This window comes from Streptomyces shenzhenensis (assembly GCF_021462265.1).
In the GTDB taxonomy this organism is placed as follows: domain Bacteria; phylum Actinomycetota; class Actinomycetes; order Streptomycetales; family Streptomycetaceae; genus Streptomyces; species Streptomyces shenzhenensis.
This window is the reverse complement of the sequence record NZ_JAJONF010000006.1, coordinates 1-19,195: the sequence shown is the minus strand read 5'-3', so window position 1 is coordinate 19,195 and position 19,195 is coordinate 1. Positions and strand designations below refer to the sequence as shown.

The window sequence follows — 19,195 nt, the reverse complement described above, 5'->3', positions numbered from 1 at the left end:
ACCGTGCGTGCCCATGAGGCCGTCGGCAGACGATGAGCTGTTTTCAGGAAGGGGAACCAGCATGGCGGCCATGAAGCCGCGAACGGGTGATGGCCCGCTCGAGGTGACCAAGGAGGGGCGGGGCATCGTCATGCGCGTTCCGCTCGAAGGCGGCGGTCGGCTCGTCGTCGAGCTGACCCCTGACGAGGCCGCGGCGCTTGCCGACGCCCTCAAGAACGTCGTCGTCTGAGACGTCAGCGACCATACCCTTTCGGCGGCCCCGGCATCGTAAACGGTGCCGGGGCGCTGCCGTCTTCTTCACTTCCACCGGTCGCCGCCCGGAAGGGCCCCGTCGCCGCCCGCGAGGGCTCGGCCGCCGCCCGTGCGGGTCAGGCGGTTCAGCTGGAAGTGCCGCGATGCGCCGGCTTCGTCCGCGGCGTCGTGGTGGCTGGTCGCGCGGTCACCCGCGCCCCTTCGAGGCGCCGCCGGTCAGCAGCGGACTTCACCCGGCCTGCTCAGCGCTTGACCGCGCACAGCAGTCCGTCGCCCACCGGCAGCAGCGACGGCACCAGCTCCGGGCTCTCCCGGACCGTGCGCAGCAGTTCGCGCAGCCGCAGCACCTCGGTCGGCTGCGGCCGGGAGTCGACGGTGCGGCCGTTGGCGAAGACGCCCTCGAAGATCACCAGGCCACCCGGACGCAGCAGGCGCAACGATTCAGCGAGATAGTCGGAGTACTCCAGCCGGTCACCGTCGCAGAAGACCAGGTCGTAGCCGGCGTCCGCGAGACGGGGCAGCACGTCCAGGGCGCGGCCGGGGATGAAGCGGGCCCGGTTGCTGGCGAAGCCGCAGGCGCGGAAGGCCTGCCGGGCGAACTGCTGGTGGTCCGGCTCGGGATCCACGGTGGTCAGCACGCCGTCCGGGCGCATGCCGTACAGCAGATACATCCCCGACACCCCGCACCCCGTGCCGATCTCGGCGACCGCCTTGGCGTCCACGGAGGCGGCGAGCATGCGCAGCGCGGCGCCCGTGCCGGGCGACACCGAGCGCAGCCCTGCCTCGCGGGCCCGGTCACGGGCCCACCGCAGCGCTTCGTCCTCGGCGACAAAGGCGTCGGCGAACGCCCAGCTCGTCTGCCGGTTGCCGGTAATGACCCTCTCCTGTCCCCGTGGTTGCCTGGGCGTGACTGTATCCGTTGGTGCCGGGAACCCGCAGATGGGACCGGGCGTTTAGAGGGGTGGAAGACAAGGCGGGGGGACACGAATGGATCACGATGGGGAGACGGCGGCCGATCACCTGCCGCAGCGGCCGGATGAGCCGTACCAGCAGAGATCAAATTCTCGTAAAACCGCTTATCCGGTGCTAACGGGCGAGGTGGCTATGGTAGGGGCTCCACTGGACACCACCAGAGCCGACAGGGGAGGTGCGGCCGCGCCCGGGGATCGTGGAGGAGTGCTACGGCGCTTCCTCGGATCGGCGGGCAAGCCGAAATCCGTGAACGACACCGTCGCTGACCCCAGCCACGCCGACACGCTCGCCATGGGCGAGGACCGGACCGCGACCTTCTCCACCGACGCGGACGGGCAGGCATGGACTCCGCCCACGTGGGAGGAGATCGTCAGCACGCACAGCGGCCGCGTCTACCGCCTGGCCTACCGCCTGACCGGAAACCAGCACGACGCCGAGGACCTCACCCAGGAGGTCTTCGTCCGCGTCTTCCGCTCCCTGTCGACCTACTCGCCGGGCACCTTCGAGGGCTGGCTGCACCGCATCACCACCAACCTGTTCCTCGACATGGTCCGCCGCAAGCAGCGCATCCGCTTCGACGCCCTCGGCGAGGACGCGGCCGAGCGCCTGCCCAGCCGCGAGCCCACCCCCTCGCAGGCCTTCAACGACGCGCACTTCGACGCCGACGTCCAGCAGGCCCTGGACACCCTGGCGCCCGAGTTCCGCGCCGCCGTCGTGCTCTGTGACATCGAGGGCCTGTCGTACGAGGAGATCGCCGCGACCCTCGGCGTGAAGCTCGGCACGGTCCGCTCCCGTATCCACCGGGGCCGCTCCCAGCTGCGCAAGGCCCTCGCGCACCGCTCGCCGCAGGCCCGCAAGGCCGAGCGCCGCTCCTTCGTGCCCCGTGTTCCCGCACTGGGAGGAGGGGGCGCGACCGCGTGAGTGGATCACGACCGAAACCGGCCGGGCGGCAGCTCGCCGAACAGCATCTGGGAGACCGACTCTCCGCCCTGGTGGACGGAGAGCTCGGCCATGAGTCGCGCGAGCGCGTCCTGGCCCACCTGGCGACCTGCGCCCGGTGCAAGGCGGAGGCGGACGCGCAGCGCGCGCTGAAGAACGCCTTCGCGGCGGCCGCCCCGCCCCCGCCCTCCGAGAGCTTCCTGGCCCGTCTCCAGGGGCTGCCCGCGGGCGGTGACCCGGACGGCGGCGGTTCACCGTTCGGCGGGGGGGATCCCTCGGGGCCGAGATCCGGCAGCGGGGTCTTCGGCATGAGCCGGGACGACCCTTTCGAGTTCGGCTATGTCCCGGCCCGCGTGCACGACCCGGCCGCGGCCGTCGGCCGGGGCTTTCGCATCCATCCCGTCGGCCGCCCGGACAGCGACCGTTCCGCCTCGCGCTCCATGCGGTTCGCGTTCGTCGCCGCCGGCGCGGTCTCGCTGGCCGCCGTGGCCCTCGGCGGGGTCACCGCCGGCCTGCCCGGCGCCCCGGCCGCCGACGCCCGCAGCGGCTCCGGCGGCGGCAGTGTCGCCCCGGCCGGCGTGGCGGGCTCGGGCACCACAGGGACCGCCGACACCCAGCGCCGCCGTCTGCTCACCCCGCTGCTGTCGTCCGGCACACTGCTCGGCGGCACCCCCGCCGTGCCCACCTCGGTGTCCGCGCCGCTGCTGCCCGGGGTCCCCTCCCCGGCCGCCGCACAGCAGGCGCTGCGGGAACTGACCGCACCGGTGATGGCCGGCGCGGCGGCGGTCTCCCCGCTGATACGGCCGCTGAGCGCCGACCCTCCGCTCACCCTCACCTCCTGGACCGCCGCCCCCGGGGCCACCGGCGCCGGCTTGCTCGCCGCACCCGTCCCGGCCGCCACCTCAGCGCCCTCCCCGTCCCCGTCCCGGTCCTCGCACACGCCCCGCTGACCGACCCGCCCACCTGCCGAACGGCCCTGCGCGGCGACTCGTGAACCTGGTTGAATCCTGTGAGCCGGCCATGCCCGTGACACCGCCGCGGGCAGGGAGCCGACCTTCCGCGAACCAGCCCGGGCCAGGGCCGGGCCGCGGTGAGCCCGCGAGGAGAGCATGGACGAGGGGATACCGACGTCACCGGGGACACCCGGCGACACCACCGGCAACACTCCGGCCCTCCCGCAGGACGGCACGACCGGGGCCGTGGTTGTGCGGCGGCGGTCACGGAGCCGAGGGACGTTCGTCGTGGGGGCGCTGGTGCTCTGCGTGCTCTCCGGCGCGGTCGGCGGGCTGACAGGCGCCTCTCTGGAGCGCACCGGCGGCCTGGAGGCCGTACAGCTGCCCCGGCCGGGTCCGCCGCCGCCCGGGCGGCCGCCCGGCGACGTCGCCGGGATCGCCGCGCGTGCGCTGCCCAGCGTCGTCACCCTGAGCGTCACCGGCACCGGCGAACAGGCCACCGGCACCGGCTTCGTCATCGACACCCGTGGGCGGATCCTCACCACCAACCACGTCGTCGCTGCCGCGGTGCTGGCGGGCGGCCGGATAACCGTGACGTTCAGCAGCGGAGTCACCGCCCGGGCGACCGTTGTCGGCGGCGACGCCGGCTACGACCTCGCCGTCGTCCAGGTGCACGGCGTGCACGGCCTGACCCCCCTGCCGCTCGACCACCCCGGCGACCGCCCCGGCGTTCCGGACAGGAACTGACAGAAACCTCACAGCCGGGGCCCCGCTCGTGTCCCGACTAGGCAAACAACCCGGAAAACCGGTCGTACACACACAGTCGGACACCTCGGGGCGGTACCGGACGGACAGGTCGGCCGGGTACCGTGGACCCGGCCCGGACCACGGAAGACCCGCAACAGCGACCGGAGGGCCGAGGACCGAGGACATCGCAAGGAGCTTCAGGTGTTCAATGACATAGGACCACTAGAGCTGGTGACGATCGTCGTCCTCGCCGTGCTCGTCTTCGGTCCGGACAAGCTCCCGAAGGTCATCCAGGACGTCATGCGGACCATCCGCAAGATCCGGGAGTTCTCGGAGAGTGCCAAAGACGACATCCGGCAGGAACTCGGCCCGGAGTTCAAGGACTTCGAGCTGGAGGACCTCAACCCCAAGACCTTCATCCGCAAGCACCTCGACAGTGACGAGCTGGGGCTGAAGGAGATCCGCAACGGCTTCGACCTGAAGAAGGAGATGGCCGAGGTCACGGACGCGGTGCACAGCAGCGACACCGGCCCCTCGCCGTCGTCCTCCGGGAGCGGTTCCTCGGGCAGCGGCCGGATCGACATGACCAAGAAGCCGGACGATCCGGGCAACGACCGTCCGCCCTTCGACGCGGACGCCACCTGACTCCGGATCACCGACCCGCGCATGAGCGGCGCACGTGACGCGTTTCATACCGCGTGTGCGCCGCTCATACGTCTTTTGCACCCCCGAACCCGCCGCCCGTGCGACCCACGCACCGGGCGGTTTCGCTGCTGGTTGCGGCGGTGTCGATATGCTGCCGAGTTGTTGTGCGGACCGGACGAGTGCGCCCGAAGGGGGGCGGGCCGCCCCGGACCGACGAGAGCTAGGAGGCGTCCGGGCAGATGGAGACGACAAGTCGGGTGGACGGACAGGCGCCGGTCGCGGAGGACCAACAGCAGGTCCGCCTCGCCCGCCGTACGGTCGACGGCTACCTGGAGGCGCCCTTCCCCTGGTACGGCCTCGACGAGGCCTTCACGGGGCCGCGCTGGCTGATGCAGGTGGGCACGGCGGCCGACGGGGCCGTCGAGCACGGTTCGATCGGGCACGGGGACGAGCCGTCGGTGCGCAACGAGCACCTGGCCGCCGCCGCGAGCGAGTCGAGGGAGAAGTTCGCGGTGGTCGTGACCGTCGCGGCGAGCCCGTCCCGCAGGAGCGCCGACGGGACCGGCCTCCTGGAGGCCACGTCGGTGTCGTCCGCCGCGTGGCTGGCGGGCGTCGGCCTGCTCTCCTTCACCTGGCCGGGCCAGATGGACCACAGCCTGCGGGACGACTGGCTGGAGCAGCAGACCGAGACCGCGTGGGAGCTGGCGGACGACCTGGCCGGCGACGCCTGGTCGTCGCTGTCACTGCCGGTGGACGGAGTGGCCACGCCGTTCCACTACCGGGAGTCGGAGTTCGGCTGGGTGCTGGCCGGGTCCACGGAGGCGGGCGTGCACCTCGGGGCGTACGGGCGGGGGATGAGCGCGTACGGGCTGGGGTTCGCGATGATCAAGGACATCGCCGCGTACGCATGAGAAAAGGGGCGCCGGTGGTGGGCGCCCCTTCACCGCAGGGGGCTGTGGTCGTCGCGCGACCGCGGGTGCGTCGTGGCTTGTCGCGCCCACGCGGCGGAGCCGCGCATCGGAACAGCCGGCGCCCCTTGCGGGGCGCCGTGGTTCCCGGCTGGGACTCTAGAACTTGTTGCGCGGGGTGATACCCAAGGACATGCCCGAGAGGCCTCGCTGCCTGCCGCCCAGTTTGCCGGCGATGCCGCGCAGGGCAGCTCCCGCCGGGCTGTCCGGGTCGGTCAGGACCACCGGCTTGCCCTCGTCGCCGCCCTCGCGGAGGCGGACGTCGATGGGGATGGAGCCGAGGACGGGGACGGTCGCACCCGTCGCACGGGTGAGGCCGTCGGCGACACTCTGGCCGCCGCCCGTGCCGAAGACGTCGACCATCTCGCCGCAGTGCGGGCAGGGCAGGCCGGACATGTTCTCGACCACGCCGACGATCTTCTGGTGGGTCTGGACCGCGATGGAGCCCGCCCGCTCGGCGACCTCGGCCGCCGCCTGCTGAGGCGTGGTCACGACCAGGATCTCGGCGTTCGGGACCAGCTGGGCGACCGAGATGGCGATGTCACCGGTGCCGGGCGGCAGGTCGAGGAGGAGGACGTCCAGGTCGCCCCAGTAGACGTCGGCGAGGAACTGCTGGAGGGCCCGGTGCAGCATCGGGCCGCGCCAGACCACCGGGGCGTTGCCCGGGGTGAACATGCCGATGGAGATGACCTTCACGCCGTTCGCCGACGGCGGCATGATCATGTTCTCGACCTGGGTCGGGCTGCCGTCCGCGCCGAGCATGCGCGGGACGGAGTGGCCGTAGATGTCCGCGTCGACCACGCCCACCTTGAGGCCGTCGGCGGCCATCGCGACGGCGAGGTTGACCGTGACCGACGACTTGCCGACGCCGCCCTTGCCGGAGGCGACCGCGTAGACGCGGGTGAGGCTGCCGGGCTTGGCGAAGGGGACCTCGCGCTCGGCCTGACCGCCGCGCAGGGCGGAGGCCAGCTCCCTGCGCTGCTCGTCGCTCATCACGTCCAGGGTGACGTCGACCCGGGTGACGCCCTCGACCCGGGAGACCGCCTCGGTGACGCGCTGGGTGATCGTGTCCCGCATGGGGCAGCCGGACACGGTCAGGTACACGGTGACCGCGACCGCGCCGTCCTCCCCGATCACCACCGATTTGACCATCCCCAGTTCGGTGATGGGCCGGTTGATCTCGGGGTCGTTCACCGTCGCCAGTGCCTCGCGCACCGCGTCTTCGCTAGCCATACCAACGATGGTACGGCGCGGCCCAGGCCCCCTATAACGCCCCTCAGCGGTCGTCTACGTCACGCCTCCCCGACCGTTCTGCCGGGAATACCGCGTGTTCGTGATGGCCGTCCCGCCGCTCGTCCATGTCTTTCAGCAGGTCCTGGAGCTCCGAGCGGATCCAGTCCCGGGTCGCCACCTCGCCCAGGCCCATGCGCAGGGCGGCGATCTCCCGGGTCAGGTACTCGGTGTCGGCGATGGACCGCTCGTTCTGCTTTCGGTCCTGTTCGAGGTTGACGCGGTCGCGGTCGTCCTGCCTGTTCTGCGCGAGCAGGATCAGCGGGGCCGCGTAGGAGGCCTGCAGGGACAGGGCCAGGGTCAGGAAGATGAACGGGTACTCGTCGAAGCGGAGCCTGCCGGGTACCGTGACGTTCCACAGGACCCACAGGATGATCACGAACGTCATCCAGACGATGAACCGTCCGGTGCCCAGGAAGCGGGCGATGCGCTCGGACAGCCGTCCGAAGGCGTCCGGGTCCCACTCCGGCAGCAGCCTGCGCCGCGGCGGGCGCGGCTGGTCCAGGCGGTGACCGCGCGACCGGCTGGCGGCCGTGGCGCCGGACGGCGTCCGCTCACGGGTGCTCTCGCGCTCAGGCACCATGGATCCCCGCCCTCCTCTCCGGCGTCTTCTCCGCCGCCGGCTCCCCCTCGGCCAGGTGGAACTCGGTCTCCCGCCAGTCCTCCGGCAGCATGTGGTCGAGGACGTCGTCCACGGTCACCGCGCCGAGCAGCGACCCCGATTCGTCCACCACGGGCGCCGCGACCATGTCGTACGTGGCGAAGAACCCGGCGATGACCGGGAGCGTGGCGTCGGGGTCGAGGGGTTGCAGGTCGTCGTCGACCAGCGAACTGACCAGGGTGTACGGGGGATCGCGCAGCAGCCGCTGGAAGTGCACGGTGCCCAGGTACTTGCCGGTCGGGGTCTCGTCGGGCGGCCGGCAGACGTAGACCTGGGCGGCGAGGGCCGGGGAGAGATCGGGGTTGCGGACCCGGGCGAGGGCGTCGGCGACGGTGGCGTCCGGACGCAGGACGATCGGTTCGGTGGTCATCAGACCGCCCGCCGTGTGTTCCTCGTACGACATCAGGCGCCGCATCTCGGCCGCGTCGGCCGGCTCCATCAGGCTCAGCAGCCGTTCCTTGTCGGCCTCGGGGAGTTCGGCGAGCAGGTCGGCCGCGTCGTCCGGGTCCATGGCCTCCAGGACGTCCGCCGCCCGCTCCTCCTTCAGCTTGCCGAGGATCTCGATCTGGTCGTCCTCGGGGAGTTCTTCGAGTACGTCGGCCAGCCGGTCGTCGTCGAGGGCCGCGGCCACCTCCGCGCGGCGCTTGGCGGAGAGGTGGTGCAGCATGTTGGCGAGGTCGGCGGGGCGCAGCTGCTCGAAGGTGGCGAGCAGGCTCTCGGCGCCCTGGCCGTGCTCCTCCAGGGAGAACCCGGTGACCTGCGACCACTCGACGGTGAGCGTCTCCCCCCTGGTCCGCCGGAAGGTTCCGGTTCTTCCCTTGCGGACGAAGACCCGGTCGATCTCCCAGTCCCGGCGGGTCGGCAGCTGCTGCACGGCCAGGTCGAGGACGGTGACCTCCTCGCCGGTCTCGACCAGCTGGACACGGCGGTCGAGGAGTTCACCGAAGACCAGACGTTCGGTGGGGCGCTGCTCGAAGCGGCGGACGTTCACCACGCCGGTGGTGATGACCTGGCCGGACTCCACGCCGGTCACCCGGGTCATGGGCAGGAAGATGCGGCGCCGGGTGGACAGTTCGACGACCAGGCCGAGCAGCCGGGGCGGGCGGCGGCGCACCCGCAGCATGACGACGAGGTCCCGGAGGCGGCCCACCTTGTCGCCGGCGGGATCGAAGACGGGGACACCGGCGAGGTGCGAGACGAAGATGCGGGGAGCGCCGGCTGCCATGGTGTTGCTTCCTTTACCTACCGAATTACCGCTTACGTGTTTGTCAGTCCCTTCCGCCCGCTCGGTGGGCTTCAGGCTAGCCCGTACCGATCGGATACGCCCTGGTGGGCGGTCCGGACGGACTGGCTCCGCCGGGCGGGTCGGGCACCGGTACGCTGCGGTACGCCCTGCCGGACCCCTCAGAAAGGCGGCCGTGTCCGTGACCGCGATCGCTCCGGGCCGTACTCGCCACGCCGCACTGGTCACCGCCGTGTGCGCACTGGCCGTCCTCACCGGCTGCGGCGGGGATCCCGACGCGGGCACGAACGGGGTGGGCAAGCTGGCGCCGGACGTGATCCAGTCGAAGACGCGGGCGGCGGCGTCGTCGGTGGCGACGGTGCGGATGGCCGGGACGGTGGTCACGAGCGGGCGTACGTACCAGCTGGACATGCGCCTCAACAAGGACGGCGGGACCGGGTCGGTCACCTCGAAGGGCTCGACGTTCCAGCTCCTGCGGGTCGGCGACACGCTGTATCTGCAGGCTGACTCGGGGTTCTGGAACCACGCCGACGGCAGCGACACGACCGCCGCGACCAAGCTCGACGGCAAGTACGTGAAGGTGCCGCGGACGGATCCCGCGTACAAGAAGTTCAGCGGCTTCACGGACAAGGACGTCCTCCTCTCGGGCCTGCTGACCCTGCACGGTTCGCTCTCGACGGCCGGTCACCACGACCAGTCGGGCACCCCCACCATCCGCATCACCGGCGACGGCGGCTCCGGGGGCACCCTCGACGTCTCCCTGCGGGGCAAGCCCTACCCTCTCCGCCTGCAACGCGCCGGCGGCGCCGGCACCCTCACCTTCTCCGACTGGGGCAAGGACTTCAGCGTGGCCGAACCGGAGAAGGGCGAGACGGTCGACTACGGGAAGCAATTACCGTCGTCGTAGCGGCCGGCGGCGGCGTGGGCGGGGCTTGCGGTGGGTTCGGTACCGCCGGTCGGCGCCGCGGGGGCTGAGCGCCGTTGCGGGCGGAGGCGGAAGACCGGCGGATCTGACGGATCGGCGGGTGTGCGGGGCGTTCGGGTTTCTGGAGCCCGCCGCAACGGCGGTGCGCCACGACGGTGGTGTTCGGCGGTGCCCAACTCTGCTCGGGCTCTGGCTACTTGGGCTTTCGGCGCTTGGCAAGCAGCCGTGGCAGGCCGGCCGGGACGGGGCCGCGGGTCGTCGCCGGGGACGCGACCGGCGGCTCGGACAGGCTGCCCTCCGGAAGAGGCGAGACCGCCCCCGTCGGCGTCAGGCGCAGCACCCTGCACTCCCTCGCCCAGCGGTCCGTCATCGCCTCGCCGTCGGGGGCGTTGAGGCGTTTGCCCTTCAGTTCGGCCACCGCCGCGTCCCACTCCGGGGTGCCGGCGGGCAGTTCCGTGACCGTCGCCGTCCAGGTGACCAGTCGGCCGCCCTTGTCCTTGCTGCGGACGGTCACCTCCGCCGACCCCCCGTCGGCCAGCTCACCCAGCGGCTGCTCGGCCCCGTCGCCGACCAGGTACACGCCCCCGTCGGCCCACGCGTGCCACACCGCACGCGCGGCCGCCGCTCCCGCGGCCCGTACCCAGATGAGGCCGGACTTCTTCGTGGCCTCCTCGACGAGGGCCTGGTCGAGCAGCTCGCTTGTCATGGCGCCCACCCTAGAGCCAGCCGTTGCGCTTGAGCGTCCGGTGGATGCCGAGGCAGATGCAGACCGTGATGCCCATGATCACCGGGTAGCCGTACCTCCAGTGCAGCTCCGGCATGTACTTGAAGTTCATGCCGTACACACCGCACACCATCGTCGGCACGGCGATGATCGCGGCCCATGCCGTGATCTTCCGCATGTCCTCGTTCTGCGCCACGGACGCCTGCGCGAGGTTGGCCTGGAGGATGGAGTTGAGGAGTTCGTCGAAGCCGATGACCTGCTCCTGGACCCGGGCGAGGTGGTCGGCGACGTCCCGGAAGTACTTCTGGATGTCGGGGTCGACCAGCCGCATGGGCCGTTCGCTCAGCAGCTGCATCGGGCGCAGCAGGGGCGAGACCGCGCGCTTGAACTCCAGCACCTCGCGCTTGAGCTGGTAGATCCGCGCCGAGTCGACACCCCGGGACACCCCGCCCCCACGGCCCGGCGTGAAGACCTCGGTCTCCACCTCGTCGATGTCGTCCTGCACGGCGTCGGCGACGGCGATGTAACCGTCCACGACGTGGTCGGCGATGGCGTGCAGCACGGCCGAAGGGCCCTTGGCGAGCAGTTCGGGGTCGTCCTGGAGCCGGTGCCGCAGCGCCCGCAGCGAGCCCTGCCCGCCGTGCCGGACGGTGATGAAGAAGTCCCGGCCGGTGAAGCACATGACCTCGCCGGTCTCCACGACCTCGCTGGTGTCGGTGAGCTGGTCGTGCTCGACGTAGTGGATGGTCTTGAAGACGGTGAAGAGCGAGTCGTCGTAGCGTTCGAGCTTCGGGCGCTGGTGGGCCTGGACCGCGTCCTCGACGGCCAGCGGGTGGAGCCCGAACTCGCTCGCGATACCGGCGAATTCGGCCTCGGTCGGCTCGTGCAGCCCGATCCACACGAACCCGCCGTCACGGCGCACCAGCCGCATCGCCTCGTGCGGGCTCAGCGGCTTGCCCGCCTCGACCCGGGCGCCGTCGCGGTAGACGGCGCAGTCGACGACGGCCGACGGCGTGCCGGGGTCGCGGGTGGTGTCGTACGCGCCGCTGTCCGGACGCAGGCTCTTGCGCAGCGAGGGGCGGGACGGGCGGACGACGGCGCGCAGGTCGCGGATCATCGACATGGGCAGGCTCCTTCGCGACAGGCAGCGGAAGACCGCCGGCGAACGGGTGGAACTACCCGGAATGGGGACGTCCTGGCTTCGGATGTTTGGCACGTCCACAAAGCGGGGAGCACCGCACCGTTGCGGTGGCGACTTCGCTACTGATTCAGATCAGACAAACGGATCCAGACAGATCCGGAACGGACCGGTCAGAAGGATCAGGCGAAACGAAGTGCTCTTCCGAACGACAACGCGCACGAGAAGGCGGCAGCCAGCCAGAGAAGAAATCAGAGGCCGGAAGAGCGAGTGGTACTGCACGGGTGACTTCGATCCATGACAGCCCCACCTCCTCCAGCCGGTCCCTCGTAAGGGAGTCCTGTCGGCGTCGGGTCCGACCGCGACGCACTGCGTGCTGCCCCGAACCGCCGCGGCCAGAGTAGCAGCAGGCCTCGGTGTCAAGGCGCCGCTTTGCCCGGCACTGACGAGTTCTATGCTCACGCCATGGCTGAAGTTCTTCCTCTGGTCGAAGCCCGGTTGACCACCACGCTGGGCGAACCGGACGCGCGCGCGGCGGTCACCTTCCTCGGCACGGACCGCATCGAGGTGCTCCGCTTCCACGAGGATCTCCAGGGCGAGGACGTCGTCCGCTACGCCACCCTCGGCATGTCCGCGCACCCCATGACGGACCCCACCGCGATGGTCGCGGACCCCGTGAAGGGACCGCGCGCCGAACTGGTCCTGTCGGTCCGGGCCGGGCTCGCCGAGACCGACAAGGTGCTCCGCCCGCTCGCCGTACTCGCCGCGTCACCGCAGGTGGAGGGCCTGGTCGTGACCCCGGGCGGGTCGCTGGACGTCGGCGGTCCGCTGTGGCCGGGGGCGCCCTTCACCTCCGTCCTGGTCGGCGAACCGGGCGGTCTCGTCGAGGATCTGGAGCTGGACGCGCCTCTCGATCCCGTACGGTTCCTGCCGCTGCTGCCGATGACGCCGAACGAGGCGGCCTGGAAGCGCGTGCACGGCGCCGGGGCCCTCCAGGAGCGCTGGCTCGCGAACGGGACGGACCTCAGGGACCCGCACCGGACATCCGTCCCGCTGGACTGAACGCGCTTGGTGAGCAAGCTCACCAAGCGCCGCTCCCGGAGAGTCAGTTGGCAAAGACCGTGACGCCGTCCTCGGTGGCGTGCCGCGGCTGCAGTTCCGCGGCGTCGTGGGTCAGCGCGTTCCGTCGTACGAGCACCACCACCGCGCCCAGGACCGCGGTGACCGCCGCCACCACGAACGGGACGTGGATGTCGGTCCACTCCTCGATCTTCGGCGCGAAGTAGGGAGCGGCCGCCGCGGCGAACCAGCGGACGAAGTTGTAGCCCGCGCTCGCCACCGGGCGCGGCGCGTCCGACACGCCGAGGGCCAGTTCGGTGTAGACCGTGTTGTTCACGCCGATGAACGCGCCGGACAGGATCGTGCAGACGACGGCGGCGGTGTGGCCGCCGTAGCCGAGGACGAGGACGTCGGCGGCGAGCAGGACCAGCGAGCCCCCGAGCACCTTCAGGGACCCGAGACGCTTCTGCATGCGCGGGGCGACGACCACCGAGAAGAGCGCGAGCAGCACACCCCAGGCGAAGAAGACCGCGCCCGAGCGGTACGGGCTCATGTTCAGCACGAACGGGGTGAAGGCCAGCACGGTGAAGAACGTGTAGTTGTAGAAGAAGGCGGAGGCGGCCGCGGAGGCGAGGCCGCCGTGGCCCAGTGCCCGGATCGGATCCAGGATCGAGGTCCGGCGGGCCGGCTTCGGCTGTTCCTTCAGGAACGCGGTGATGCACAGGAAGCCGATCGCCATCAGGGTGGCGGTGCCGAAGAAGGGGTAACGCCAGCTGATGTTGCCGAGCACCGCGCCCAGCAGCGGGCCGCACGCCATGCCGAGGCCGAGCGCCGACTCGTAGAGCAGGATCGCGGCGGCGCTGCCGCCGGCCGCCGCGCCCACGATGACGGCCAGGGCGGTCGAGACGAACAGGGCGTTGCCGAGGCCCCAGCCGGCCCGGAAGCCGACCAGCTGGCCGACTGTGTCGGACGTGCCGGCCAGGCCCGCGAAGACGACCACGAACGCGAGGCCGAGCAGCAGGGTCTTGCGGCCGCCGATCCGGCTGGAGACGAAGCCGGTGAGCAGCATCGCCACGGCGGTGATCAGGAAGTACGAGGTGAAGAGCAGGGAGACCTGGCCGGCCGTGGCGTCCAGTCCCCTGGCTATGGAGGGCAGGATCGGGTCGACGAGTCCGATGCCCATGAAGGCGACGACGGACGCACCGGCCGTCGCCCACACGGCCTTCGGCTGCCGCAGGATGCTGCCTGCTCCCGCGTCGAACGGGTCGTCCATGCGCTTCCTCCACTCTGTGCCGCGGATGTCTGGTGCGGATTCCGTTGCGGATTTGGTTGGCTTATACACATAGTAAGTTAGAGGGGCTAATTAATGCAAGGCGCATCTAGTTCCTCCAGGTGACCGCTTCCGCCCGGACGGGTGATCGTCCTTGACGTGGGGGATCCCGGGTAGGACCGTGGGGCCCTATGAGGGGCGAACCCAGTTGCCCGAAGTGTGGTGGCCGGGTCAGGGCTCCCGGCCTTTTCGCCGACACCTGGCAGTGCGAGGTGCACGGGACCGTGCATCCGGTGCAGCCCGTGATCCCGCCCAGCGTCGAGGCCCTCGGTGTGGTGGTGCACCGCACCCAGGTCCCGGTCTGGATGCCCTGGCCGCTGCCGGTCGGCTGGCTGTTCACGGGTGTGGCGTACGCCGGTGACGACCGCAGCGGAGGGCGCGCGACCGCCGTCGCCTGCTCCGGGCCCGCGCCGCTCGGCGGCATAGGGGAGATGATCCTGGTCGCCGAGGAGCTGGGGGTCGGCCTCGGGGCCCGGTACGCGGGGATCGACGGGCCGGATCCCGGGCCGTCCATGAACGTGGAGAAGCCGGCGCAGGCGAAGGTGCTGGCGGCGGGGCGGCCGACACCGCTCTGGCATGTCTCCGGTGCGCCGGACGACCGGGCCGTCTTCGCGGGCGAGGCCCTGGGGCTGTGGCTTTGGGCCGTGGTGTGGCCGGAGCAGACGGGGTTGCTGATGTACGACGAGTTGGTGCTGACCGACTTGCGGGACGCGGGGGCCGAGGTGGATCTGGTGCCCTGCGGCGCGTTGTCACCGCGTTTGCTGGAGCCGTAGGGGCCACGGGGTGGTCGGTCGTGCGCGGGCCGGTGGGTCAATGGGGCGTGGGCCGGGGTGGTCGGTCGTGCGCGGGCCGGTGGGTTGGTCGTGCGTCGCCGGTGGGGGCTTGTCGCGCAGTTCCCCGCGCCCCTTCGGGGCGTGTCCCTGTGCGTCGGCTGTATGGGGCGCTCCCGGCTTTCGGGTGTGACAGGGCACCCCATGTCGGCCGCTATCCTTGATGCGTCCCCATCCGTACCGGCCCGCTGGAGTCCGCGTCGTGCGCATCGATCTGCACTGCCACTCCACCGCCTCCGACGGTACGGACACCCCGGCCGAGCTGGTGCGCAATGCCGCCGCTGCCGGACTTGACGTCGTCGCGCTGACCGATCACGACACCACCCGCGGGTACGCCGAGGCCATCGCCGCGCTGCCCGAGGGGCTCACCCTGGTCCCCGGGGCCGAACTGTCCTGCCGTGTCGACGGCGTCTCCATGCACATGCTGGCCTACCTCTTCGATGCCGAGGAGCCCGCTCTGCTCGCCGAGCGCGAGCTGGTCCGGGACGACCGGGTGCCGCGTGCCCAGGGCATGATCGCCAAGCTGAACGCGCTGGGCGTGCCGGTCACCTGGGAGCAGGTGAAGCGGATCGCCGGGGACGGGTCGGTCGGGCGCCCGCACGTGGCCTCCGCGCTGGTCGAGCTCGGTGTCGTACCGACCGTGAGCGACGCCTTCACCGAAGCGTGGCTGGCCGACGGTGGCCGGGCCTTCGTGGCGAAGCACGAGACCGACCCCTTCGAGGTGATCCGGCTGGTCAAGGGCGCCGGCGGCGTGTGCGTGTTCGCGCACCCGGGGGCCGCCAAGCGCGGGCGTACGGTGCCCGAGGCGGCGATCGCGGAGATGGCCGCGGCCGGTCTCGACGGCATCGAGGTCGACCACATGGACCACGACGAGGACACCCGCGCACGGCTGCGGGGTCTCGCCGGGGAACTGGGGCTGCTGGTCACCGGGTCCTCCGACTACCACGGCAGCCGTAAGACCGTGACGCTGGGCGAGTACACCACGGACCCCGAGGTGTACGGCGAGATCACGCGGCGGGCGACCGGTGCGTTTCCGGTGCCGGGGACCGGCGGGACCCGAGGCTGAGTCCTCGCACGCCCACGTCCCTCACTCCGCAAGGCCTGTAGCACCCCCATGTTCGATTTCGCCGTCTTCGGCTCCCTCTTCCTGACCCTGTTCGTCATCATGGATCCCCCCGGGATCACCCCGATCTTCCTCGCCCTCACCGCCGGCCGGCCCGGCAAGGTGCAGAAGCGGATGGCCTTCCAGGCCGTGTGCGTGGCGGGCGGCGTGATCGCCGTCTTCGGGCTGCTGGGGCACCAGATCCTGAACTACCTGAACGTCTCCGTGCCCGCGCTGATGATCGCGGGCGGGCTGCTGCTCCTGCTCATCGCGCTGGACCTGCTCACCGGCAAGAACGACGAGCCGAAGCAGACCAAGGACGTCAACGTGGCGCTGGTGCCACTCGGCATGCCGCTGCTGGCCGGCCCCGGTGCGATCGTGTCCGTCATCCTCGCCGTGCAGAAGGCCGGCAGCGTGGCCACGCAGGTGTCCGTGTGGGCCGCGATCCTCGCCGTCCATGTCGTGCTGTGGCTGGTGATGCGCTATTCGCTGCTGATCATCCGGCTCATCAAGGACGGCGGCGTGGTCCTGGTGACGCGCCTGGCGGGCATGATGCTCTCCGCGATCGCCGTGCAGCAGATCATCAACGGCGTCACCCAGGTGATCAAGGGCGCTTAGCGCTCCATACGCGGAGCCCCCGTACGGCGTGGATGCCGTACGGGGGCTCCGAAGGCTGTGCGGTGCTCCGCGTGTCGTCGATGTGTCGTCGTCGGTGTCTGGCTGTATGTCGTCGTGTGTCGTCGTCGGTGTGGTGCTCGTCCGTCGTCGTCGCGTCGTCTTGTTACGAAGCCTGGGTCTCGGCCGGTCGGATCCACAGGCGCTGCCCCACGGCGGCGGCCTGCTGCACGATCCCGCTGACGGAGGCGGCGTCCACGACAGTGCTGTCCACGGTGGTGCCGTCGACCTCGTCGAGTCGCATGATTTCGAAGCGCATGGCCTCTCCCTTCGTCGCTGTGTTCCGTATGAGTCAACGACTTGCGTGTTACAAACATTCCCTACGCTAAAGAAATTTTTCGAACGTCTAATTACCGATCGGTAAGAGTCTTTACGGGACTGACCGGGACCGGTTGTGTTCGCAGCGTGACCGCCGGGACAATGGAGGTGATGAACGACGACCTCACCGCCCTCCAGGCCGGTATCGACCGCACGAACGAGCTGCTCACCCGCATGCTCGCCGAAGTGGCCAAGACGCCCTCGACGCACGCCATCTTCGTGGACGCGGGCTACCTCTACGCGGCCACGGGCCGGCTCGTCGCGGGGACGGAGGACCGCCGCGCCTTCGACCTCGACGCCGAAGGGCTGATCGAAGCGCTCATCGACAAGGCGCGCCAGATCTTCGCCGACAGCCGGCTGCTCCGCGTCTACTGGTACGACGGCGCCCGCCGCCGCATCCACACCGCCGAGCAGCAGGCCATCGCCGAGCTGCCCGACGTCAAGGTCCGCCTCGGCAACCTCAACGCCAACAACCAGCAGAAGGGCGTCGACTCCCTGATCCGCACGGACCTGGAGTCACTCGCCCGGCACCGCGCCATCAGTGACGCGGCCCTGCTCGGCGGCGACGAGGACCTGGTCTCGGCGGTCGAGGCCGCCCAGGGCTACGGCGCCCGGGTCCACCTCTGGGGCATCGAGGCCCCCGAGGGCCGCAACCAGGCCGAGCCGCTGCTCTGGGAGGTCGACAGCCAGCGCACGCTCGACCTCGAATTCTTCAAGCCGTACGTCTCCCGGCGCACCGCCCACGCCTACGAGGCCGGCGCCACCAGACCCAGCCGCGAGGACGTCCGTTTCATCGGCGCGCAGATCGCCGCGAAATGGCTGTCCTCGCGGGGCCGTGAGACGCTCGTCGAGCTGCTGCCCGGCCACCCCTACCTGCCGGGATCCGTCGACCAGGACCTCCTCGTCGAGGCCGAGCGGATGCTCCAGTACTCCCTGCGCGGCCAGGCCGACCTGCGCCGCGCCCTGCGGGACGGCTTCTGGGAACACCTGCGGACGCAGTACTAGCCCACGTCGGCGACAGCGTCCCAGAACGCGGCGAGCGCCTCGGCGGTGGCGGCGGGCCGGTCGGTGTTGGGCGAGTGCTCCGCCCCCTCGATGACCGTCCGGTGCGCCCGCAGCCGCAGCGCCATCTCGTCCAGCAGCGGTACCGGCCAGGTGTCGTCCCGGGCGCCCGACAGCACGTGGAACGACAGTGGTACGGCGGCCAGTTCCGCGACGCGGTCCGGCTCGGTGCACAACTGGCGTCCGGTGGCGAGGAGTTGGGCCGGCTTGTTGCCCAGCCAGCGGCGCCGCAGATCCTCGCCGTCCTCCAGCATCTCCTCCAGCGCGTCCAGCTCGTCCAGTTCCTCCGGCGCCTCCAGGGCCTGCATGGCCTCCCACACCTCGGCCATCGACATCACGGCGAGCGCGTCGTGCAACAACTTCACGCGCTGTTGCTGGGAGGAGGAGATCTGTGCCGGACCCGAGGCCATCAGGGTCAGCGAGCGGAACGGCGACCGGTCGAGGAGCACGGCCGCGCGTGCGATCTGACCGCCGAGCGAGTGCCCCAGCAGATGCACCGGCCCGCCGTCCCCGACCGCCGCCGCCTGCGCGAGCACGTCCCGCGCCAGCTCCTCCTGGGCGTAAACCGATTCGTCGTCCTCCGGACCGTCCGACTCGAACTGCCCGCGCCCGTCCACGGCGACCGTCCGGTACCCGCGCCGGCCCAGCGTTTCGTGCAGCCGGTTGAAGTCCTCCTTGCTCCCGGTGAACCCGGGCAGCAGCAGCGCGACCCCCCTGACCTCCACCCCGGCGGCCACGGGCGCGTCGACGACGGCGAACTCGCCGCGCTCGGTGACGAGCGTGTACGCACGGGCACCGGCGGGCGGGACGAAGGTACGAGGCCTGCTCATGAGGGAGAGGGTAACCGGAGCGGGGTGACCGACCGGGATCCGGCGAGTGAATCCCGGCCTCGGCCCCGGGGCACCGGGGACGCCGTGGCCGGGCTGTGCGGAAACGCCGACGGCCCGGACCACACGGGGTGGTCCGGGCCGTCGTGGCGTGCGCTCAGGCCTCGGGGGCCGCGGCGGTGACCTTCCGGGTGCGGCGGGCCTTCGGCTTCGCCTCGGCGTCGGCCGCCCCTTCGACGGACTCGGCCGTCTTGCGGGTGGTGCGTCGCCTCGGTTTGGCCTCCGGCTCCGCGGTGGCCTGCGCCGGGATCTCCGCCGTGGCGGCGGCTGCCGTCGCCTTGCGGGTGCGGCGGGGCTTGGCCTCGGTGCCCTCGGCGGAGTCGACGGCGGCCTCGGCCGCCTTCCGGGTCCGGCGCGCCTGGGGCGCGGCCTCCGCCACCGCCTCAGCGGCCTCCGGGGCGGTCGCGGCCGTCTTGCGGGTGCGGCGGGGCTTCGCCTCGGCGGCTGCCTCGGCCGTCTCCGGCTCGGCGGCTGC

At 71.3% G+C, this 19,195-nt stretch carries 21 protein-coding genes and 1 pseudogene; 12 read left to right on the top strand and 10 right to left on the bottom strand.

The annotated features are described in order from the left end of the window. Positions 1–61 precede the first annotated feature (61 nt). A complete protein-coding gene (locus LQ326_RS10360; RefSeq protein WP_004950282.1) occupies positions 62–229 on the top strand; it encodes a DUF3117 domain-containing protein in 168 nt (55 codons plus the stop codon). A gap of 265 nt (positions 230–494) precedes the next feature. On the opposite strand, the gene LQ326_RS10355 is transcribed toward LQ326_RS10360, so the two are convergent. Beyond that, positions 495–1,193, bottom strand: coding sequence for an O-methyltransferase (locus LQ326_RS10355; RefSeq protein WP_234535468.1), 699 nt, complete (start codon positions 1,191–1,193; stop codon positions 495–497). A 235-nt stretch (positions 1,194–1,428) separates the two neighbouring features. Between LQ326_RS10355 and sigE the strand changes: the two genes are divergently transcribed. The 5 genes from sigE (at position 1,429) to LQ326_RS10330 (ending at position 5,419) form a co-directional block, all read left to right on the top strand. Beyond that, complete coding sequence (sigE, locus tag LQ326_RS10350; RefSeq protein ID WP_234534935.1) at positions 1,429–2,145, top strand: RNA polymerase sigma factor SigE; 717 nt, start codon at positions 1,429–1,431, stop codon at positions 2,143–2,145. Further along, entirely contained in the window at positions 2,142–3,113 is a 972-nt protein-coding gene (locus tag LQ326_RS10345; RefSeq protein ID WP_234534934.1) for a zf-HC2 domain-containing protein, read from the top strand. Before sigE ends, LQ326_RS10345 begins: the two co-directional genes overlap by 4 nt. 159 nt (positions 3,114–3,272) lie before the next feature. Then, positions 3,273–3,863: a trypsin-like peptidase domain-containing protein gene (locus tag LQ326_RS10340; protein WP_234534932.1), complete on the top strand. Its 591-nt coding sequence runs from the start codon at positions 3,273–3,275 to the stop codon at positions 3,861–3,863. 201 nt (positions 3,864–4,064) lie between these two features. Then, the gene (locus tag LQ326_RS10335) at positions 4,065–4,508 is read left to right on the top strand and encodes a sec-independent translocase (protein WP_234534930.1); all 444 of its coding nucleotides are present in this window, start codon (positions 4,065–4,067) and stop codon (positions 4,506–4,508) included. Between the two features lie 239 nt (positions 4,509–4,747). Continuing rightward, entirely contained in the window at positions 4,748–5,419 is a 672-nt protein-coding gene (locus LQ326_RS10330; protein WP_234534928.1) for a hypothetical protein, read from the top strand. Positions 5,420–5,575: 156 nt separating this feature from the next. Here LQ326_RS10330 and LQ326_RS10325 read toward each other — a convergent pair whose 3' ends face one another. From LQ326_RS10325 to LQ326_RS10315, 3 genes are read right to left on the bottom strand one after another with little or no spacing between them, the layout of a single operon-like run. After that, the gene (locus LQ326_RS10325; protein WP_234534926.1) at positions 5,576–6,709 is read right to left on the bottom strand and encodes an Mrp/NBP35 family ATP-binding protein; all 1,134 of its coding nucleotides are present in this window, start codon (positions 6,707–6,709) and stop codon (positions 5,576–5,578) included. Between the two features lie 43 nt (positions 6,710–6,752). Next, positions 6,753–7,349, bottom strand: a complete 597-nt coding sequence (locus LQ326_RS10320) for a DUF1003 domain-containing protein (protein ID WP_234534924.1) — start codon at positions 7,347–7,349, stop codon at positions 6,753–6,755. Beyond that, complete coding sequence (locus tag LQ326_RS10315; RefSeq protein WP_234534922.1) at positions 7,339–8,652, bottom strand: magnesium transporter MgtE N-terminal domain-containing protein; 1,314 nt, start codon at positions 8,650–8,652, stop codon at positions 7,339–7,341. The genes LQ326_RS10320 and LQ326_RS10315 overlap by 11 nt, the downstream gene beginning before the upstream one ends. Before the next feature lie 199 nt (positions 8,653–8,851). Here LQ326_RS10315 and LQ326_RS10310 point away from each other — a divergent pair, with 199 nt between their 5' ends. Next, positions 8,852–9,577, top strand: coding sequence for a LolA-like protein (locus LQ326_RS10310; protein WP_234534920.1), 726 nt, complete (start codon positions 8,852–8,854; stop codon positions 9,575–9,577). A 211-nt stretch (positions 9,578–9,788) separates the two neighbouring features. Here LQ326_RS10310 and LQ326_RS10305 read toward each other — a convergent pair whose 3' ends face one another. Together LQ326_RS10305 and LQ326_RS10300 are read right to left on the bottom strand one after the other, a co-directional pair. Beyond that, complete coding sequence (locus tag LQ326_RS10305; protein ID WP_234534919.1) at positions 9,789–10,301, bottom strand: hypothetical protein; 513 nt, start codon at positions 10,299–10,301, stop codon at positions 9,789–9,791. A gap of 10 nt (positions 10,302–10,311) precedes the next feature. Next, positions 10,312–11,442 carry a magnesium and cobalt transport protein CorA gene (locus LQ326_RS10300; protein WP_234534917.1) on the bottom strand — a complete coding sequence of 377 codons (1,131 nt, stop codon included), beginning with the start codon at positions 11,440–11,442 and terminating at the stop codon, positions 10,312–10,314. 480 nt (positions 11,443–11,922) lie between these two features. On the opposite strand from LQ326_RS10300, the gene LQ326_RS10295 reads away from it, so the two are divergent. Beyond that, on the top strand, positions 11,923–12,519 hold the full coding sequence (locus tag LQ326_RS10295) for a suppressor of fused domain protein (RefSeq protein WP_234534916.1): 597 nt from the start codon (positions 11,923–11,925) through the stop codon (positions 12,517–12,519). A gap of 43 nt (positions 12,520–12,562) precedes the next feature. On the opposite strand, the gene LQ326_RS10290 is transcribed toward LQ326_RS10295, so the two are convergent. Then, complete coding sequence (locus LQ326_RS10290; RefSeq protein ID WP_234534914.1) at positions 12,563–13,789, bottom strand: MFS transporter; 1,227 nt, start codon at positions 13,787–13,789, stop codon at positions 12,563–12,565. A gap of 188 nt (positions 13,790–13,977) precedes the next feature. Here LQ326_RS10290 and LQ326_RS10285 point away from each other — a divergent pair, with 188 nt between their 5' ends. From LQ326_RS10285 to LQ326_RS10275, 3 genes are all read left to right on the top strand, one after another. Next, positions 13,978–14,619, top strand: a complete 642-nt coding sequence (locus tag LQ326_RS10285) for a DUF6758 family protein (protein ID WP_234534912.1) — start codon at positions 13,978–13,980, stop codon at positions 14,617–14,619. Positions 14,620–14,878: 259 nt separating this feature from the next. After that, positions 14,879–15,742, top strand: coding sequence for a PHP domain-containing protein (locus LQ326_RS10280; protein ID WP_234534911.1), 864 nt, complete (start codon positions 14,879–14,881; stop codon positions 15,740–15,742). 48 nt (positions 15,743–15,790) lie between these two features. Continuing rightward, positions 15,791–16,396 (top strand): MarC family protein, encoded by a 606-nt coding sequence (locus LQ326_RS10275; RefSeq protein WP_234534909.1) that lies wholly within the window; start codon positions 15,791–15,793, stop codon positions 16,394–16,396. A 163-nt stretch (positions 16,397–16,559) separates the two neighbouring features. Here LQ326_RS10275 and LQ326_RS10270 read toward each other — a convergent pair whose 3' ends face one another. Next, a complete protein-coding gene (locus tag LQ326_RS10270; protein ID WP_093499233.1) occupies positions 16,560–16,712 on the bottom strand; it encodes a DUF8834 family protein in 153 nt (50 codons plus the stop codon). A gap of 161 nt (positions 16,713–16,873) precedes the next feature. Here LQ326_RS10270 and LQ326_RS10265 point away from each other — a divergent pair, with 161 nt between their 5' ends. Next, positions 16,874–17,776, top strand: a complete 903-nt coding sequence (locus LQ326_RS10265; RefSeq protein WP_234535466.1) for an NYN domain-containing protein — start codon at positions 16,874–16,876, stop codon at positions 17,774–17,776. Here LQ326_RS10265 and LQ326_RS10260 read toward each other — a convergent pair. Continuing rightward, positions 17,773–18,663, bottom strand: coding sequence for an alpha/beta fold hydrolase (locus LQ326_RS10260; protein WP_234534907.1), 891 nt, complete (start codon positions 18,661–18,663; stop codon positions 17,773–17,775). The two genes, LQ326_RS10265 and LQ326_RS10260, sit on opposite strands and share 4 nt — an antisense overlap. A gap of 154 nt (positions 18,664–18,817) precedes the next feature. Continuing rightward, a pseudogene (locus LQ326_RS10255) lies at positions 18,818–19,195 on the bottom strand (DEAD/DEAH box helicase); the annotation flags it as partial.

Coding starts and splice junctions, on each gene's coding strand:
- LQ326_RS10360 (WP_004950282.1), top strand. CDS start 62: ATGGCGGCCATGAAGCCGCGAACGGGTGATGGCCCGCTCGAGGTGACC.
- LQ326_RS10340 (WP_234534932.1), top strand. CDS start 3,273: ATGGACGAGGGGATACCGACGTCACCGGGGACACCCGGCGACACCACC.
- LQ326_RS10330 (WP_234534928.1), top strand. CDS start 4,748: ATGGAGACGACAAGTCGGGTGGACGGACAGGCGCCGGTCGCGGAGGAC.
- LQ326_RS10325 (WP_234534926.1), bottom strand. CDS start 6,709: ATGGCTAGCGAAGACGCGGTGCGCGAGGCACTGGCGACGGTGAACGAC.
- LQ326_RS10320 (WP_234534924.1), bottom strand. CDS start 7,349: ATGGTGCCTGAGCGCGAGAGCACCCGTGAGCGGACGCCGTCCGGCGCC.
- LQ326_RS10315 (WP_234534922.1), bottom strand. CDS start 8,652: ATGGCAGCCGGCGCTCCCCGCATCTTCGTCTCGCACCTCGCCGGTGTC.
- LQ326_RS10305 (WP_234534919.1), bottom strand. CDS start 10,301: ATGACAAGCGAGCTGCTCGACCAGGCCCTCGTCGAGGAGGCCACGAAG.
- LQ326_RS10300 (WP_234534917.1), bottom strand. CDS start 11,442: ATGTCGATGATCCGCGACCTGCGCGCCGTCGTCCGCCCGTCCCGCCCC.
- LQ326_RS10295 (WP_234534916.1), top strand. CDS start 11,923: ATGGCTGAAGTTCTTCCTCTGGTCGAAGCCCGGTTGACCACCACGCTG.
- LQ326_RS10290 (WP_234534914.1), bottom strand. CDS start 13,789: ATGGACGACCCGTTCGACGCGGGAGCAGGCAGCATCCTGCGGCAGCCG.
- LQ326_RS10285 (WP_234534912.1), top strand. CDS start 13,978: ATGAGGGGCGAACCCAGTTGCCCGAAGTGTGGTGGCCGGGTCAGGGCT.
- LQ326_RS10275 (WP_234534909.1), top strand. CDS start 15,791: ATGTTCGATTTCGCCGTCTTCGGCTCCCTCTTCCTGACCCTGTTCGTC.
- LQ326_RS10270 (WP_093499233.1), bottom strand. CDS start 16,712: ATGCGCTTCGAAATCATGCGACTCGACGAGGTCGACGGCACCACCGTG.
- LQ326_RS10265 (WP_234535466.1), top strand. CDS start 16,874: ATGGAGGTGATGAACGACGACCTCACCGCCCTCCAGGCCGGTATCGAC.
- LQ326_RS10260 (WP_234534907.1), bottom strand. CDS start 18,663: ATGAGCAGGCCTCGTACCTTCGTCCCGCCCGCCGGTGCCCGTGCGTAC.